17 protein-coding genes are annotated in these 16655 nt (G+C 69.2%); 7 read left to right on the forward strand and 10 right to left on the reverse strand.

All coding sequences use genetic code 11. The annotated features are described in order from the left end of the window. Window positions 1-68 precede the first annotated feature (68 nt). A complete protein-coding gene (locus M2351_RS43325; RefSeq protein ID WP_264662136.1) occupies window positions 69-2510 on the forward strand; it encodes a methyl-accepting chemotaxis protein in 2442 nt (813 codons plus the stop codon). Window positions 2511-2612: 102 nt separating this feature from the next. On the opposite strand, the gene M2351_RS43330 is transcribed toward M2351_RS43325, so the two are convergent. From M2351_RS43330 to M2351_RS43340, 3 genes are all read right to left on the reverse strand, one after another. Further along, on the reverse strand, window positions 2613-3071 hold the full coding sequence (locus tag M2351_RS43330) for an SH3 domain-containing protein (RefSeq protein WP_264662137.1): 459 nt from the start codon (window positions 3069-3071) through the stop codon (window positions 2613-2615). A 135-nt stretch (window positions 3072-3206) separates the two neighbouring features. After that, the gene (locus M2351_RS43335; RefSeq protein WP_264662138.1) at window positions 3207-3563 is read right to left on the reverse strand and encodes an AzlD domain-containing protein; all 357 of its coding nucleotides are present in this window, start codon (window positions 3561-3563) and stop codon (window positions 3207-3209) included. Further along, entirely contained in the window at window positions 3563-4282 is a 720-nt protein-coding gene (locus M2351_RS43340; protein ID WP_264662139.1) for an AzlC family ABC transporter permease, read from the reverse strand. The genes M2351_RS43335 and M2351_RS43340 overlap by 1 nt, the downstream gene beginning before the upstream one ends. Before the next feature lie 328 nt (window positions 4283-4610). On the opposite strand from M2351_RS43340, the gene M2351_RS43345 reads away from it, so the two are divergent. From M2351_RS43345 to lepB, 3 genes are all read left to right on the forward strand, one after another. After that, on the forward strand, window positions 4611-4847 hold the full coding sequence (locus M2351_RS43345; RefSeq protein WP_264662140.1) for a hypothetical protein: 237 nt from the start codon (window positions 4611-4613) through the stop codon (window positions 4845-4847). A 70-nt stretch (window positions 4848-4917) separates the two neighbouring features. Then, window positions 4918-5574 carry a PAQR family membrane homeostasis protein TrhA gene (gene trhA / locus M2351_RS43350; RefSeq protein ID WP_264662141.1) on the forward strand — a complete coding sequence of 219 codons (657 nt, stop codon included), beginning with the start codon at window positions 4918-4920 and terminating at the stop codon, window positions 5572-5574. 72 nt (window positions 5575-5646) lie between these two features. Next, complete coding sequence (lepB, locus tag M2351_RS43355; protein ID WP_264662142.1) at window positions 5647-6387, forward strand: signal peptidase I; 741 nt, start codon at window positions 5647-5649, stop codon at window positions 6385-6387. An 11-nt stretch (window positions 6388-6398) separates the two neighbouring features. Here lepB and M2351_RS43360 read toward each other — a convergent pair whose 3' ends face one another. From M2351_RS43360 to clpB, 3 genes are read right to left on the reverse strand one after another with little or no spacing between them, the layout of a single operon-like run. Beyond that, entirely contained in the window at window positions 6399-6806 is a 408-nt protein-coding gene (locus M2351_RS43360) for a DUF2000 domain-containing protein (RefSeq protein WP_264662143.1), read from the reverse strand. 45 nt (window positions 6807-6851) lie between these two features. Further along, window positions 6852-7694, reverse strand: a complete 843-nt coding sequence (locus tag M2351_RS43365) for a helix-turn-helix domain-containing protein (RefSeq protein WP_264662144.1) — start codon at window positions 7692-7694, stop codon at window positions 6852-6854. Window positions 7695-7725: 31 nt separating this feature from the next. Next, window positions 7726-10362 carry an ATP-dependent chaperone ClpB gene (gene clpB / locus M2351_RS43370; RefSeq protein ID WP_264662145.1) on the reverse strand — a complete coding sequence of 879 codons (2637 nt, stop codon included), beginning with the start codon at window positions 10360-10362 and terminating at the stop codon, window positions 7726-7728. Between the two features lie 280 nt (window positions 10363-10642). On the opposite strand from clpB, the gene M2351_RS43375 reads away from it, so the two are divergent. Next, window positions 10643-11182 carry an NUDIX domain-containing protein gene (locus tag M2351_RS43375; protein WP_264662146.1) on the forward strand — a complete coding sequence of 180 codons (540 nt, stop codon included), beginning with the start codon at window positions 10643-10645 and terminating at the stop codon, window positions 11180-11182. A gap of 69 nt (window positions 11183-11251) precedes the next feature. Beyond that, complete coding sequence (locus M2351_RS43380; protein WP_264662147.1) at window positions 11252-12034, forward strand: MOSC domain-containing protein; 783 nt, start codon at window positions 11252-11254, stop codon at window positions 12032-12034. A 37-nt stretch (window positions 12035-12071) separates the two neighbouring features. Here M2351_RS43380 and M2351_RS43385 read toward each other — a convergent pair whose 3' ends face one another. Together M2351_RS43385 and prmC are read right to left on the reverse strand one after the other, a co-directional pair. Then, on the reverse strand, window positions 12072-12500 hold the full coding sequence (locus M2351_RS43385) for a DUF4167 domain-containing protein (protein ID WP_264662148.1): 429 nt from the start codon (window positions 12498-12500) through the stop codon (window positions 12072-12074). A 300-nt stretch (window positions 12501-12800) separates the two neighbouring features. Beyond that, complete coding sequence (prmC, locus tag M2351_RS43390) at window positions 12801-13652, reverse strand: peptide chain release factor N(5)-glutamine methyltransferase (protein WP_264662149.1); 852 nt, start codon at window positions 13650-13652, stop codon at window positions 12801-12803. Window positions 13653-13786: 134 nt separating this feature from the next. Between prmC and M2351_RS43395 the strand changes: the two genes are divergently transcribed. Beyond that, entirely contained in the window at window positions 13787-14155 is a 369-nt protein-coding gene (locus tag M2351_RS43395; protein ID WP_264662150.1) for an endonuclease domain-containing protein, read from the forward strand. A gap of 33 nt (window positions 14156-14188) precedes the next feature. On the opposite strand, the gene prfA is transcribed toward M2351_RS43395, so the two are convergent. Together prfA and hemA are read right to left on the reverse strand one after the other, a co-directional pair. Further along, entirely contained in the window at window positions 14189-15262 is a 1074-nt protein-coding gene (gene prfA, locus M2351_RS43400; RefSeq protein ID WP_264662151.1) for a peptide chain release factor 1, read from the reverse strand. After that, window positions 15237-16568, reverse strand: coding sequence for a glutamyl-tRNA reductase (gene hemA, locus M2351_RS43405; protein ID WP_264662152.1), 1332 nt, complete (start codon window positions 16566-16568; stop codon window positions 15237-15239). Before hemA ends, prfA begins: the two co-directional genes overlap by 26 nt. Window positions 16569-16655: the final 87 nt, after the last annotated feature.

Raw genomic sequence — 16655 nt, forward strand, 5'->3', positions numbered from 1 at the left:
CGTAAAGACACTTGAAACATGTGGGTCCTATCCTCGGCGGGTCATCCTACGCTGGGATTCATTCGATCATGCAGAACGCCAGCTTTTCCGGCCGCTTCCGGGTCGGGACCCGAATCTACACGGGCTTCCTCCTCGTGCTTGCGCTGCTTGCCCTGGTCGTGGGCGTCGGGGTACGGGCGCTGTCCGTCACCAGCGCGGACGTCGACCGCTACGTCGCCATCTCCGACAACTCGCTCCGCGTGACGGAGATCGAAGTGCTGGTCGGCGAGATGCGACGTAACGTCATCAGCTACAACGCCTCCGGCGACCGCGCGCTGATCGAGCGCGTCAAGGACACCCAGAAGACGCTGGAACAGGAGTTGCGGGCTGCGCGTGATGCCACGCTCGATCCCGGTCGCCGCGCCATGATCGAGCGGATGATCCAGCATTTCGAAAGCTACCGCGCCAACTTCGGCAAGCTGGTGGAGATGCGCGAGAAGCGCGACCGCCTGATCGTCGAGCAGATGAACCCCACCGGCACCAAGGCGCGGGAGAACCTGACGCAGATCATCCAGTCGGCCATGGCCGACGGCGACATGGAAGCCGCAGCACTCGCCGGCGTCGCCCAGGAGAAGCTGATGCTGGCGCGGCTGAGCGGCCAACGCTTCCTCAGCGACCCGTCCCAGAAGCTGGTGCAGGAGGTCAAACAGCGCAACGACGCCTTCAACGACGTCATCCGCCCGCTGGCGGAGCGCCTGCACAACCCGACCCGCAAGCGGCTGGCCCAGGAGGCCGACCAGCTGTCCGACCGCTATGTCGAGTCTTTCGAGCAGGTCGCGGCGCTGGTCACCGCCACGCAGGATCTCGCGTCCAACACCATGGCGAAGGAAGCCTCGGAGTTCGGAGAGCTGGCCAACCGGACGGTCGATTCGCAGACGCAGGCACGCCGTGGCGTCCAGACGGAGATGCAGACGGGCATGGACCGCACCATGACCATCGACATCGCCCTGGCCGCGGCGGCGCTGCTGATCGGTCTGCTGGCGGCCTGGGCGGTGGCGCGGTCGATCGTGAAGCCGGTGACGGCGATGACCGGGACGATGACGGCGCTGGCCGGCGGCGACCTGGGCGTGACGATCCCGGCCCTGGCCGACCGTGACGAGATCGGGCGGATGGCGCAGGCGGTGCAGGTGTTCAAGGACAACGCCATCGAGAAGAAGGCGATGGACGAGGCCGAGCGCGCCCGCCTGGAGGAGGAACGCCGCGAGGAGGAAGCCCGGCGCGCCCGCGAGCAGGCCATCGGCGAGGAGATCGCCGCCCTGATCGACGGCGTGTCCAACGGCGACCTGTCGCGCCGGCTCGACCTGGCCGGCAAGGACGGCTTCTACAAGACCATGTCGCAGGGCATCAACCGCCTGACCGACACGGTGGAGGCGGTCATCGCTGACCTCGGCGCCGTGCTCAGCGCGCTCGCCCAGGGCGACCTCAACAAGCGCGTCGAGCGCGACTACCAGGGCGCCTTCCAGACCCTGAAGACCGACGTCAACGCCACCTCCGCCAAGCTGTCGGAGATCGTCGGCCAGATCACCCAGGCGGCGGAGACCATCGCGTCCGCCGCGGCGGAGGTGTCCACCGGCTCCGCCGACCTTGCCGAGCGCACGGAGCAGCAGGCCTCTTCGCTGGAGGAAACGGCGGCGAGCATGGAGGAACTGGGCGCCACCGTGCGCTCCAACGCCGACAACGCCCAGCGCGCCAACACCATGGCCGCGGACGCCCGTTCCGCCGCGGAGTCGGGCGGCGGCGTGGCCGGGTCGGCGATCGAGGCGATGCGGCGGATCGAGGACGCCAGCCGCAAGATCACCGACATCATCGGGGTGATCGACGAGATCGCGTTCCAGACCAACCTGCTGGCGCTGAACGCCGCCGTGGAAGCCGCCCGCGCCGGCGACGCGGGCCGCGGCTTCGCGGTGGTGGCGCAGGAGGTGCGCAACCTGGCCCAGCGCTCCGCCCAGGCGTCCAAGGAGATCAAGAGCCTGATCCTGGACAGCGACAGCCAGGTGCGCGACGGCGTCGATTTGGTGAAGAAGGCCGGCGACGCGCTGGGCGGCATCGTGTCGGGCGTGCAGCAGGTCGCAGGCCTGATCGCCGAGATGGCCGCGGCCTCCTCCGAGCAGGCCTCGGCGCTCGACGAGATCAACGCCACCGTCTCGCAGATGGACGAGATGACCCAGAAGAACGCCGCGCTGGTCGAGGAAACCACCGCCGCCGCCCAGGCGATGGCCGGGCAGGCGGGTGACCTGAAGACCCTGATCGGCTTCTTCAAGCTGGACCCACGCTCCGTCCAGGCCATCGCGGCCCAACAGCCCGCTCTCCAGCGGACGGGTGGCATGGCCAAGCCGTCGCCCACCGGCCGCAACGGCCGGCCCACCGCCAAGCCGGCGGCGAAGCCGCTCGCCCGGTCCGCTGGGTCCGGCGCTTCCGCCGCCGTGCTGAAGCGGAACACCAGCGAGGACGACGACTGGAAGGAATTCTGATCGTTCCCTCCGCTCAGACGCGAAAAGGCCCCTCGTCCACCGGAACGAGGGGCCTTTTTCGTGGCGGCCGGCTCAGTTCGCCCCGGCTCAATTCGCGCCGGCTCAATTCGCGATCGGCGCCGCCTCGATCTTGCGGCGCGGAGCGGCCTTGATGGTTGGGCCGGCGTTGTCGGTCGGCTTGGCAACCGTGGTCGTGGTGCCCTTCGTCGTCTGCACCGCGGTGCCGCGCAAGCGCAGCAGGTGCATGCGGACATAGGCGGTGGAGCCAGCGGCCTGGACCGCGACCCAATCGGTCCCGCGGGATCGGCCCACCACCTTCACCGGCACGCCCGGCGGGAAGGAGGCGACGATCGGCGCGCTGTTCGATGGTTGCGACCGCAGCTGGGTTGACTTGTCCGTCTCCCAGTCGCCGTACATCGGGTCGAGCCCCGGGCCGGAAGACTGAGGCGCCGTCTGCACGACCGGAGGCCGGGGCGCCCGGTCGCGCGTCCCGCAAGCGGTGAGCAGCACCGCGCAGCCAACGGCCACGGACAGGGAAAGCACTCGCAGATGCCGCGTCATCTCAAGACCCTATGGAACAGCCCTATCGATCGCGCGACCATACAGGAAGCCGAGGCTTGAGCGCCACCGCGGTGCAGCACGCCCGCTATGCACTGTTTGTGGCATCAGCCGGTCGCAGCATCAGCGGGTCAGGGCTTACCCAAGCACGCCCAGCTGCCACACGAAGAAGGTCGCCAGCGCCGCGCCGATGGTCAGCAGCTGCCGCCCGCCGGACGCCACACAGGCCAGCACGGCCACGGCGGCACCGACCAGCTGCGGGTTGCGCCAGGTCAGCTCCAGCCCCTCCCCATGCGGGGACAGGATCATCGGCACGATGATGGCGGTCAGCACCGTCACCGGAACGAAGCCCAACGCCTGCTTCAGCAGCGGGGGGAAGACGATCCGGTCGCCCAGGATGAACAGCGCGGCCTTCACGAAGACCGTCACCGCCGACATGCCCAGGATCATGATGGTGTTCATCATAACGGTGTTGGTCAGGGCCGTGTCGTCCATCACGCGGTTTCCCCCACCCGTTCCCGGCTTCCCGCGTGCCAGCGCGACAGCGCCAGCCCCACCATCACCCCGGCGGTCACCGCCGCCATGAGACCGAGCTTGTAGGGCAGGTCCTGCCCCAGATAGGCAATGCTTCCCGCAGCCAGCGCGGCGGCGAAATGCGGCAGGCTGGCCAGCTGCGGCACCACGATGGCGATGAAGGTCGCGACCATCGCAAAATCGAGGCCGAGCGACTGCAGCTGCGGGAAGGCCGCCCCGAACAGCAGCCCAACCAGTGTCCACAGCTGCCAGTTCCCGTACATGGACAGGCAGGATCCCAGGAAATACCAGTGGCCCAGCGGCGCCCGCGGGTGCCGCTGGTAATAGCCGGCCATCACCGCGAAGGTCTCATCGGTCAGGAAGAACCCCAGCGTCCAGCGCCAGCGCGCCGGCAGATGCGCCACGTGCGGCAGCAGCGTGGCCGCGTAGAGCGCGTGCCGCAGGTTCACGATCAGCGTGGTCAGCCAGATCACCAACAGCCCCGCGTGCCCGGCCACCAGCCCGACCGCGATGAACTGGCTGGACCCGGCAAAGACGCTCATCGACATCAGCTGCCCCTGCCATAGGGCGAGCGGACCCGCGGCCACCAGCGTGCCGAAGATCACGCCGAAGGGTGCGGCCCCCACCAGCATCGGCACGGTGTCGCGGGCGCCCGAGGCAAAGCTGGACAATCTGGTCATCGTCAAACGGCGGTGGTGGTTCGGAACAGCGTCGGGTTGCGGACCATAGCGCTGCGAAGGCTGGACCGCCCGAACTTTATTGTCCGGGTACAAGTCGTGCCCGTCCGCGCGAACGCGGCCTTTGCGTACAAAATGCCGCGCACGAACTGTCGAAAGATATTCCCGCATTTGCGCTATTTCTGATCGATATGCGCGTATTCGCGCTGCCATCCGGATAACTTGTTCGCATGAAGACTCCGTTCAACAACAAGACCCGCTGGATCGACGACGTGATCTGGCACCAGATTCCGCGCTCGGAGATTGAGCCGCGGCGCAAGATGACGAGGAGGTGGAGGCGACCTGCGGCGCGTCGGCCCCCGTCGTGCCGACCGGGCGGGCGGGCGACTGCTTCCTGGCCGACAATGTGGGCATGCACAAGGCCTTGCAGCCGACGCGCAGCGACCGGTTGATCTTCGTCACCGAATACACGCTGCTGCGCAACCGCTTCGGACCGCTGGAACCGGTGCTGCCGAATCCGGGCGGACGCTACGCCCCCTACATCGACCGGGTGTATCTCCGGAGTTAACGTTTCCGCGGCGGCCGGGATCCGTGGGGAGGCGTTTCCTTCTACATGGCTTTCCGGCACGCTGGTCGTCATGAAGCCTGACTCCCCTTACGAGTTTCCCGTCTACACGGCCGGAGAGCGTGCGGCGGACACGGTCGTCCACGCCATCGGCGTGATCGCCGGTCTGATCGGCGCGTCCTGGTTGCTGATGGTCACGGCCGGGCGCGTGTCCGCGGCCGAGATGCTGTCGTTGGCGGCCTACGGCGCCGGGTTGATCGGAATGCTGACGGCATCCGCGGCCTATCACCTGACGCCGCCGGGGCGGCGCAAGGAACGGCTGCGGAGGCTCGACCACGCGATGATCTTCGTGATGATCGCCGGCAGCTACACGCCCTTTGCGGTGAACCGGCTGGACGGCGGGCTGGGCACCGCGCTCTGCGCCGCGGTGTGGGGGGTGGCCGCCTTCGGCGTCTGGCTGAAGCTGCGCTTCCCCTTCCGGTTCGAACGGCTGGGCTTTGCCCTTTACCTGGGGCTGGGCTGGGCGGTGCTGTCGGTGGCGGAACCGCTGTGGCGGTCGCTGGCCCCCTCCACCCTGCTGCTCCTGGCAGTCGGCGGGATCGTCTACACGGTGGGTGCGGTGATCCACACCTTCGAGCGGCTGCCCTACCATGTCCCGGTCTGGCACGCGTTCGTCGTGATTGCGGCGGCCTGCCATTTCGCGGCGGTGGCGGGCGAGTTCGTGACCTGAGGAAAGCCGCTGGCGGCCCGGCGCGGACGACGGTAGGATAACCACAATTCGTATGTGGTGGAGCGCCGCGGGATGGACACCAGAAGCAGCCTGCTGGACACGGTGAAGACCGTTGTCGTGGCCCTGTTGCTGGCCTTCGGGGTCCGGACCGCGGTCGCGGAGCCATTCCATGTCCCCTCCGGCTCCATGGAGCCCACCCTGCTCGTCGGCGATTTCCTGTTCGCCAGCAAGTTTCCCTACGGCTACAGCCATTTCGACCTGCCCGTGGGCCTGCCGCCCTTTACCGGGCGGGTGCTGGGACACCCGGCGCAGCGCGGCGACATCGTGGTCTTCCACCTGCCGCGCGACCCTGACCAGACCTACGTGAAGCGCCTGATCGGCCTGCCCGGCGACACGGTGCAGGTGATCCGCGGGGTGCTGCACATCGACGGCGCCCCCGTCGGGCTGGAACGGGTCGCCGACTTCACCGAGTCCGGCGAGGGCGGCATTGACCGGCGCATCCCGCACTACATCGAAACGCTGCCCAACGGCGTGCGCCACGACATCCTCCAGGACAGCCGCCTGACCGCGATGGACGACACGCCGCCCTTCCGCGTGCCGGAGGGGCATTACTTCATGATGGGCGACAACCGCAGCAACTCGCTGGACAGCCGCGTTCCAGCCGCGCTGGGCGGCGTCGGCTTCGTGCCGGCGGAGAACCTGATCGGGCGGGCCGACCTGCGGCATTTCTCCGTGGACTTCAACGCGCGGCTGGACACGCCGTCGGGCTGGCTGAAGGCACTGCGGCTGGACCGGATCGGGCTGATCGGGTAACCGCCGACCTCTCACCCGTGCAGGGCGAGGCCCTTGGTTGCCTTGTCCACGGCCTTCTTCGGCCCGCGCAGCGCCAGACCGACGAAGTCGGTGTTCTCCGGATCCTCCGCGGCGAAGGCGGCGCGGTTCGCGGCGTCATGCCCGGTCGCGAACATGGCGAACACATAGGGCACGACGCTGAGATCGCGCTCCAGCGCCTGCCGGTGCGCGGCCTGAAGCTGCTCCCGGTCGGCGGCGAAGATCAGTATGGGCTGGCCGAGCATACGGCCATGGACGCGCCCGCGAGCGTCCACATAGGGCTCGCCGAGCGCCTCGGGCGCCACGGCGGCGACGCCGGTGGCGAGAAAGGCCGCGACGTTCAGCTTCTGCCAGCCGGCGAGGTCGGAACGGACGATCAGGGCAACCTTGGTGTCGAACATGGGTTCGTGCCTCCTTCGCCGACACCGTGGCGGAGGAGAGCGCCGTCAGTCTGGAACGTTTGTGCAGATACGCCGGTAGGCGGCCGGCGTCATGCCGTAGGCCCGGCGGAACCAGCGGCCGAGGTGGCTCTGGTCGGCAAAGCCCACGTCCGCCGCCGCCATTGCTGGCGTTTGCCCCACCGCCAGAAGCCGCCGCGCCGCCTTCAGGCGCAGTTGCACCAGATAAGCGTGGGGCGACAGGCCGAAGGCTTCGCGAAAGGCCCGGTTCAGGCGGAAGCGGTCCACCCCCGCCAGGGCCGCCAGCTCCTCCAGCCCGATGTCCTCGGCCATGCGGGCGTGCAGCGCGTCGCGCGCCAGGGCTGCCGCGCGCTGCGGCCGGCGGATGCGGGCACTTACCCCGGTCACCGCATGCCCCGCGAGCGCCAGCGCCAGCCGGTCGAGTGCCAAGTCGCGGGCAAGCCGCCCCTCCCGCCCGTGCAGCGCCAGGAAGGCGGAGCGGATCACCGTCCCCAGGTCCGGATCGTCGGACAGCGTATCGCGGAAACCCAGCGCACCCGATGTCGGGCCAAGCTCCCCCACCTCCGCCATCCGCGCCGCGAAGGGCCGGTAGGGCAGGTACAGCATGGCGTAGGTGAAGCCGTCGTCCTGGGGACTACGCCCATCATGCACCTCGCCCGGCTCGATCAGGATGACCCGGCCGGGCGTGCTGGTGTGGACGCGGCGGCGGCATTGGAACTGCTGCACGCCTTGTTCGGTGACGCCGACCAGGATGTCGTCGTGGTCGTGGGGGTCGTAGGCGTGCCCCTTGAAGTGGGCGCGGATGGTCTCGACACCGGTTTCGGCGTCCCGCCGAAGCGACATCCAGTTGCCGCCTCCGGTATCGTCCATCCGCGCGCCCATCCCAAGTAAGGCCGGACGACTAATGCACCGTCGTCGCCACCGGACCCGCCGCGGCGGCGCTGCGGACCTGGGCGGAGACGGGCAGGCCGTTGATGGTCAACTCGCCGCCCTCGGCCCCCACCTTCACTGTCTGGCCATCGGCGACGCGGCCTTCCAGGATCATGGTGGCGAGCGGGTTCTGCAGTTCCCGCTGGATCACGCGCTTCAACGGGCGGGCGCCGTAGACCGGGTCGTAGCCGGCCTCGGCCAGCCACTGGGTCGCGGCGTCGTCCACCTCCAGCGTGATGTCGCGGTCGGCGAGCATCTTGACCAGCCGGCCGAGCTGGATCTTGACGATCCCGCCCATATGGCTGCGATCCAGGCGGTGGAACAGCAGGATTTCGTCCAGCCGGTTCAGGAACTCCGGCCGGAAGTGGGCCCGCACCACCTCCATCACCTCGTCGCGCACGGCGCTGCTGTCCTGCCCCTCAGGCTGGCTCGCCAGGACTTCGGAGCCGAGGTTCGAGGTCATGATGATGACCACGTTGCGGAAGTCCACCGTCCGCCCCTGCCCGTCCGTCAGGCGCCCGTCGTCGAGCACCTGGAGCAGCACGTTGAAGACGTCCGGGTGGGCCTTCTCCACCTCGTCGAACAGCACGACCTGATAAGGCCGGCGCCTCACCGCCTCGGTCAGCGCCCCGCCCTCTTCATAGCCGACGTAGCCCGGGGGCGCGCCGATCATGCGGGCGACGGAGTGCTTTTCCATGTATTCCGACATGTCGAGCCGGACCATGGCCGTCTCGTCGTCGAACAGGAACTCGGCCAGCGCCTTGGTCAGCTCCGTCTTGCCGACGCCCGTGGGACCGAGGAACAGGAAGGAGCCGATGGGCCGGTGCGGGTCCTGCAAGCCGGCGCGGGCGCGGCGGATGGCGTTGGACACCGCGACGATGGCCTCGTCCTGGCCGACCACGCGGGTCTTCAGGCGGGTTTCCATCGCCAGCAGCTTCTCGCGCTCGCCGGCCAGCATCTTGTCCACCGGCACGCCGGTCCAGCGGCTGACCACCGACGCGATGTCGGTGTCGCGCACCTCCTCGTTCAGCATGCGGTTGGCCGCGTGCTCCTCGGCGGTCTTCAGCTTGCGCTCAAGCTCCGGGATGACCGCGTAGGTCAGTTCGCCGGCGCGGCCCCAGTTGCCCTCGCGTTGAACCTGATCCAGTTCCGTGCGGGCCTTTTCCAGATCCTCTTTCAGCTTCTGCGCGCCCTGGAGCTGGTCCTTCTCCGCCTGCCACTTGGCGGTCAGCTCGGCCGACTCCTGCTCCAGGTCGGCCAGCTCCTGCTCCAGGTTGCCGAGGCGGGTGCGGGACGCCTCGTCGGACTCGCGCTTCAACGCCTCGCGCTCGATCTTCAGCTGGATGATGCGGCGGTCCAGCTCGTCGATGTTCTCCGGCTTGCTGTCCACGGCCATGCGCAGGCGGCTCGCCGCCTCGTCGATCAGGTCGATGGCCTTGTCGGGCAGGAAGCGGTCGGTGATGTAGCGGTTGGACAGCGTCGCCGCGGAGACGATGGCGCCGTCGGTGATGCGCACGCCGTGGTGCACCTCGTACCGCTCCTTCAGGCCGCGCAGGATGGAGATGGTGTCCTCCACGGTCGGCTCGGGCACGAAGACGGGCTGGAAGCGCCGCGCCAGGGCGGCGTCCTTCTCGATGTGCTTGCGGTACTCGTCCAACGTGGTGGCGCCGACGCAGTGCAACTCGCCGCGCGCCAGCGCGGGCTTCAGCATGTTGGAGGCGTCCATCGCGCCGTCCGCCTTGCCGGCCCCGACCAGCGTGTGCAGCTCGTCGATGAAGACGATGATCTCGCCGGCCGCCGCCTGGATTTCCGACAGAACGGCCTTCAGCCGCTCCTCGAACTCGCCGCGGTACTTGGCGCCGGCCACCATGCCCGCGAGGTCGAGCGCCAGCAGCTTCTTGTTCTTCAGCCCCTCCGGCACGTCGCCCTTGACGATGCGCTGGGCGAGGCCCTCGACGATGGCGGTCTTGCCGACGCCGGGTTCGCCGATCAGCACCGGGTTGTTCTTGGTGCGGCGGGCCAGCACCTGGATGGTGCGGCGGATCTCCTCGTCGCGGCCGATGACGGGGTCGAGCTTGCCCTCGCGCGCCGACAGGGTCAGGTCGCGCGCGTACTTCTTCAGGGCGTCGTAGCCCTGCTCGGCGCTGGCCGTGTCGGCGGTGCGGCCCTTGCGGATCTCGTTGATGGCGGTGTTCAGCGACTGCGGGTTCACGCCCGCGCGCTTCAGCACGTTGGCGGACGGCGTGCCGTCGGCCATGGCGAGCGCCAGCAGGATGCGCTCCGCGGTGACGTAGCTGTCGCCCGCCTTCTCCGCGATTTTCTCCGCCTGCTCGAACACGCGCGCCAACTCCGGCGACAGGTACACCTGCCCCGCCCCGGCGCCTTCCACCTTGGGCTGCTTGTCGAGTTCGGCGTCCACGCCCGCCAGCGCTGCGGCGGGGTCGCCGCCGGCCGCGCGGATCAGGTTGGCCGCTAGACCTTCCTTGTCGTCCAGAAGGGTCTTCAGCAGATGTTCCGGCGTCAGCCGCTGGTGGCCGCGCCGCAAGGCCAGGGTCTGCGCCGCCTGCACGAATCCGCGGCTGCGCTCGGTGTACTTTTCGAAGTCCATAGGTCTGCTCCCTTATCCCGTCGACCGTCCGCTGGGCAGCCCGGTCGATCCGATCCACAAACGCTGTGCGATCCGCAAGGATGCTGTGTTGCCGTAGATGTGGGTGCGTGTCCAGCCTATGCAAGACCACCCCGAGCGAAGGGTTTTCTGAGAACAGCCCTCCTGGACGCTAGACCTTTCGGGCGGGTCGCGCCGAATGCGCGTCTATCTTAAGAATGCGGGATGCGGCTAGGGTTTTGGCCGCCATTCGTTCGTCCTTCACCCTTGGACCCGCCCGCCCATGACGGCCATCGCCACCTCGACCCGCCGCCCCATCGTGCCGCTGTCCCTGACCTCCTCGGCGCTGCGCCTCGCCTGGCACGCCCGCAACCTGTGGCATCTGGTCGCGCGGCCGCTAACCATGGGCGTGCGAGCCATCATCATCGACGAGTCGGGGGACACATCGAGCGGGGCCGGTATGAGGCGGGTGCTGCTGATCCGGCACAGCTACGTTGGCGGCTGGCATTTTCCGGGCGGCGGGGTCGGGAAAGGCGAGACGCTGGTGGAGGCCATGCGCCGCGAGGTGCGTGAGGAGGTCGGGCTGAGCGTCGACAGCGACCCGCAGCCCTTCGCCGTCTACGCCCGCTTCCGCCACGGGGCGAGCGACCATGTGGCGGTCTTCGTCGCGCGGGAATGGTCGGGAACCCCCGTCGCCGACGGTGTGGAGATCGTGGAAGCGCGCTTTTTTCCGCTCGACCAACTCCCCGACGACATCTCCCCGGCAACGCGGCGGCGCTTGGCCGAGTTCCTGGGTCAGGAACCGGTGGCAGAGCGTTGGTGAGGGCGTTGGTGACGGATTCCGTTTGCAACGGTTGACAGAAGCGAATCGGTCCCACCATTGTGCAGTGCAATGACCGCGACCGTCGCCGCCATCCGCCGCTACCCCATCAAGGGACTGAGCGGCCAGGACCTGCCCGCCGTTGACCTCGTCACCGGCCAGCCGATACCGTTCGACCGCCGTTTCGGCATCCTGCACGGGCCGGCGGCGCAAGACGCCGGGCTGGACGCGGGGATCTGGCGGCCCAACGAGGATTTCTTCACGCTTGACCGCAACGAGAAGCTGGCGCTTCTCGACAGCGAGTTCGACGAGGCCACCCAATCGCTGATCATCCGGCGTGGCGGAAAGCCCGTGTCGCGCGGGCGGCTGGACCAGCCCATGGGCCGGATGCTGATCGAGCAGTTCTTCGCCGCCTACCTCGCCGGCGCGGCTCCCGGTCTTCCGAAGCTGGCCGAGGCGAAGGGCGGCGCCTTCACCGACCGGGAAGAGGCGGCCGTCTCCATCCTGAACCTCGCCAGCGTGCGCGACCTGGAGGAACGGGTGGCCAAGCAGCCGGTCGACCCGCGCCGTTTCCGCGCCAACCTCGTCGTCGACGGGCTGGAGCCCTGGGTGGAGCGCCAGTGGATCGGCGCCCTGCTGACCATCGGCGGAGCGACCTTGCGCGTTTGCGCCCACAAGGACTGCCGCTCGTCCAGCGAGGTCAACCCGGCGACGGGCGCGCGCGATTTCAACACGCTTCCCATCCTGGAGCGCGGCTACGGCCACACGCAGTGCGGGGTCTACGCCCGCGTGGTGCAGGGCGGCCGGATCGCGCTGGGCGACCCGGTGACCCTGTCAGAGACTTCGCTTCCCTGACGGAAGCAGGCCTGGGGAAATAAAGGTTGGCGAACGCTCAGGCGTTCAGCGGGGCCCGTTCGTCCGCGCCATCGGCGTCCTCGGCGGCCTCGCCACCCTCGTCCTCGTCGGCCATCATGCCGCCGGACAGCGCGCCGTGGCCGTTGCCGCCCGGATTGCGCTGGCGGTTTTCCGATTCCTGGATCTGGTTGATGATGCGGAAATAATGTTCCGCGTGCTGCAGGTAGTTTTCCGCCTGGATCCGGTCACCGGAGGACGCCGCGTCGCGCGCCAGCGCCTGATACTTCTCATGGACCTGCCACGCGTTTCCGCGGATGCGCACGTCCGGGCCGTTGCTGTCGAACGTCTGGTGCCGCAGCGGGACGTTCTGCCGACGATTTCCACCGCCGCCACCGCCACCACCTCCGCCACCACCGCCGCCGTTGCCACGACCGCGCGAGCGCCTGGAGTTCGGTCCTTGTCTCATTTGGCTCTTTAGGCCCTCTGCAAGAGAAGCGCAATCCCCGGAATACCCCGGCGGCCGTCCTGGCCGTCGAGCCCGCCGCGGAGCGGTCCGCGGATGGGTCACAGGGAGCAAACGACGCGCCCGCCCTAAAACCGGGTGGCCTAGCGGACTTCCGCCCACCTGCGCGGAGTTTCCGGTGGCCTTGGGAACGCCCCTGGGGCCATCGTCCCTAGGGTTGTCGTCGTACCCTGCACCCTAATGGGGACGGCGCAGCAATCCAACCTTTTTTTTGGGGCCAACCTGTTTTTGGGACAGCCGGATTCACGAAGCCTTGCGGGCCAGGACGCAGCGTTCCACCCCGCCCAGGTCGCTGAACACGCCCCGCACCTCCAAACCTGCCGCGCGGAGCAGCCCGGCCACGTCGTCCGCCTGCCCCTGCCCGACCTCCAGCGCGGCGAGGCCACCGGGCTCCAGCAGGCCGGGAAGCTGCGCGGCAATCGCCCGGTAGGCGTCCAGCCCGTCCGCCCCGCCGTCCAACGCGCGCAACGGGTCATGCTCCCGCACCTCCGGCGCCAGGGTGGGGATGTCGGCGCTGGGGATGTAGGGCGGGTTGGAGACGACGACGTCGAACCGACCCGCCAGCCCCTCGCCCCAGTTCCCGGCCTGGAAACGCGCCCGCCCCGCCAGCCCGTTGCGCGCCGCGTTGTCCGCCGCCGCCGCCGCCGCGTTCGGGCTGAGGTCCACCCCCACGCCTGAGGATCGCGGCAGTTCGGCGAGCAGGGCCAGCAGGATGCAGCCCGTCCCGGTGCCGAGGTCGAGCAGCCGCAGCGGGGCCGCGGGGTCGGGAACGGCCTTAAGCACGGCCTCCACCACCGTCTCGGTGTCCGGCCGCGGCTCCAGCGTGTCGGGGTTGAGGGCGAGGTCGATCGTCCAGAACTCCCGGTGACCCAGGATGCGCCCCACCGGCTCGTGCGCCGCGCGTCGCTCGACCAGCGCCATAACGCGGGCCGCGTCGGCGTCGGGGATCGGGGTGTCGGCTTTGAAGAGGAGATCCTCGCGGGTGAAGGTCAGCGCGTGCTCGATCAGCAGGCGTGCGTCAAGGTCCGGCGTGTCCACGCCGGCCTCGCGCAGGCGGGATTCGGCGGCGCGGCGGAGATCACGGAGCGTCGTCATGAATTGCCCCCACCCTCCCCATGCTGCGCATGGGTCCCCTCCCTCCCCCGCTTCGCAGGGGAGGGCATTTTGTCCCCTCCCCTGCGAAGCGGGGGAGGGTTAGGGTGGGGGCACGTGTAGCGACGCGAGCGCTTATGCGGGATGTGAAACTCAAATACCGGGCGCGCAACCTCCGCAATGAACCAACGGACGCCGAAGAGGCGCTCTGGCGATATTTGCGCGGTGAGCAGCTTGGTGGCCATCGCTTCAGGCGCCAGCATCCCATCCCTCCCTACATTGCGGATTTTGCCTGTATTGAGGCCAAGCTGGTTATCGAAGTCGACGGCGGCCAGCACGCGGACTCCGCATATGACGCGGCTCGGGACAGGCATTTGCGGCTGCATGGCTGGCGGGTCCTGCGATTCTGGAACAACGACGTGCTGAGCAATCCCGAAGGGGTTGCGACGGAGATCTTGCGCGCGTTGGGTGGGCCGAAGCTTGGGAAAGACTCACCCCCACCCTAACCCTCCCCCGCCCAGCGGGGGAGGGAATCGGGCCTACTGCAACTCGGCCAGCCGCGCGGCCTCGTCTTCCGCCACCAGGGCGTCGATCATTTCGTCCAGCGCTTCGCCGGCCATCACCTTGTCGATCTTGTAGAGCGTCAGGTTGATGCGGTGGTCGGTCACGCGCCCTTGCGGGAAGTTGTAGGTGCGGATGCGTTCCGAGCGGTCGCCGGAGCCCACCTGGTTCTTGCGGTCGGCCGCCCGCGCCGCGTCCTTGGCGGAGCGCTCCAGCTCGTACAGGCGGGCGCGCAGCACCTTCAGGGCCTTGGCCTTGTTCTTGTGCTGGCTCTTCTCGTCCTGCTGGCTGACCACGAGGCCGGTCGGCAGGTGGGTGATGCGCACCGCGCTGTCGGTCGTGTTCACCGACTGGCCGCCGGGCCCGCTGGAGCGGAACACGTCGATGCGCAGGTCCTTCTCGTCGATGTGGATGTCCACCTCCTCCGCTTCCGGCAGCACGGCGACCGTAGCGGCGGAGGTGTGGATGCGCCCCTGCGTCTCCGTCGCCGGAACGCGCTGCACGCGGTGGACGCCCGACTCGAACTTCAGCCGGGCGAAGACGCCGCGGCCGGTGATGCTGGCGATGGCCTCCTTGTAGCCGCCGATGCCGGTCTCGCTGACCTCCATCGTCTCGAAGCGCCAGCCGTGCAGGCCGGCGTAGCGGCGGTACATCTCGAACAGTTCCGCGGCGAACAGGGCGGCCTCGTCACCGCCGGTGCCGGCGCGCACCTCCAGGATGGCGTTCTTCTCGTCCGCCTCGTCCTTGGGCAGCAGCGCGATCTGGACGCCGCGCTCCAGGCCGGGGATGCGGCGGGTCAGCTCGCCGAACTCCTCCTCCGCCAACGCCTTCATCTCCGCGTCGCCGGCCGGGTCCGCGATCATGCCCGCGAGGTCGGCGGCCTCGGTCCTGGCCTTCTTCAGCTCCGCAATCGCCTCGGCGACGGGGGTGAGGTCGGCGTACTCCTTCGACAGCCGGGCGAAGTCCGCCGGGTCCACCGTGCCCGCCGCCAGGGCGTCCCGCAACTCGTCATGGCGGGCCACGACCTTATTGAACTTCTCGTCCAGGCTCACGTCGCTCGTCCTCATTCCCATCAATCTGGGGACCATCACTCTCGGCCAGCTGGAACAGCTGGAACAGCAGCCTCTCCGCCGCCGCCCGCTCCACCAGCCCGGCCCCACCGCTATCGACCCCGCCTTCCGCCGCCATGGCCCGCAGCGCCTCCGACGGCCCATGCAGCAGGCGGTTGACCAGCAGCCGCGTCGCCGCCGCCGCGTCCAGGCCGCGATGCTCGTCCAGCAACCGCCGCCGTTCCGCCTCGAAATGCGCGCGCAGCGCCGCCACGGCGGGCACGGCCGCACGCTCCGCCCGGTGCCGGGCGAAGACCGCCACGGCCTCCTCCACGATGGCCCAGGCCGCCTTGGTCGCCGCCTCGCGCCCCACCCGCCCCTGCAGCGCCACGCGCTCCAGGTCGGCGAGGTCGTAGACGAAGGCCTCGTCCAGCGACGCGACCGCCGGGTCCACGTCGGCCGGGATGGCCGCGTCCACCACGAACACCGGGCGCCGGCGGCGGCGCTTCAACGCCGCCCCCAACGCCTGCGCCGACAGGATATAGCGCCCCAGACCGGCCGCGGTCACCACGATATCCGCACCGGCCAGCGCGGAATCGAGATCCGCCCAGGGAACGAAGTGGCTGTCCATCCGGCGCGCCGCCGATTCGGCCCGCCGGTCGACCGGGGAGGCCACCGTCAGCCGTCCCAGCCCCGCCTCGCGCAGACCGTCCAGCACCAGCGCCCCCATGTCGCCGAGGCCCATCAGCAGCCCGGAGCAGCGCTTCAGGTCACCGTGCAGGTCGCGCGCCACCTGGACCGCGGCGGCGACGAGCGAGGTCGCCCCCTCCGCGATCGGCGTTTCGCGGCGTACCCTCTTGGCGGCGCCGTAGGCCGCCTGGAAAACACTCTCCAGCGCTTGCCCGGTGAGCCCGGCCGTCGCGGCGTGGCGGTGCGCCGCCTTCAACTGGCCGAGGATGTGCGGCTCGCCGACGATCTGGCTGTCCAGCGAGCAGGCGACGGCGAAGACATGCCGCACCGCGTCCACCCCGGTCAGCGTGTAGAGCTGCCCGGCGAGGTCCGGCTCCGACAGGCCGACCCGCTCCGCCATGATCCCGGCGACCGCCAGCGCCGCCTCGTGCGGGCGCTCATGGACCGCCTGCACCTCCACCCGGTCGCAGGTGCTGAGCCAGACCGCCTGGGTCAGGCCGGCGTCGCGCAGGTGCTCCAGCATCATCGGCACCTCCGCCTCCTCCGTCGTCAGACGGTCGCGGATCGCGCCCGAACAGGTCCGGTGGCTGGCGCCGATGACGAAGTAGGAGGAGGTCACGGATGGGCTTTTTCAATCCACAGAGGAACACAGATAAACACAGATTGGGCGCTATGGCAGTGCCGATCGCTCCGTGTTCATCCGTGC

Origin of the sequence: Azospirillum canadense, from assembly GCF_025961225.1 — a bacterium.
GTDB lineage: Bacteria > Pseudomonadota > Alphaproteobacteria > Azospirillales > Azospirillaceae > Azospirillum > Azospirillum canadense.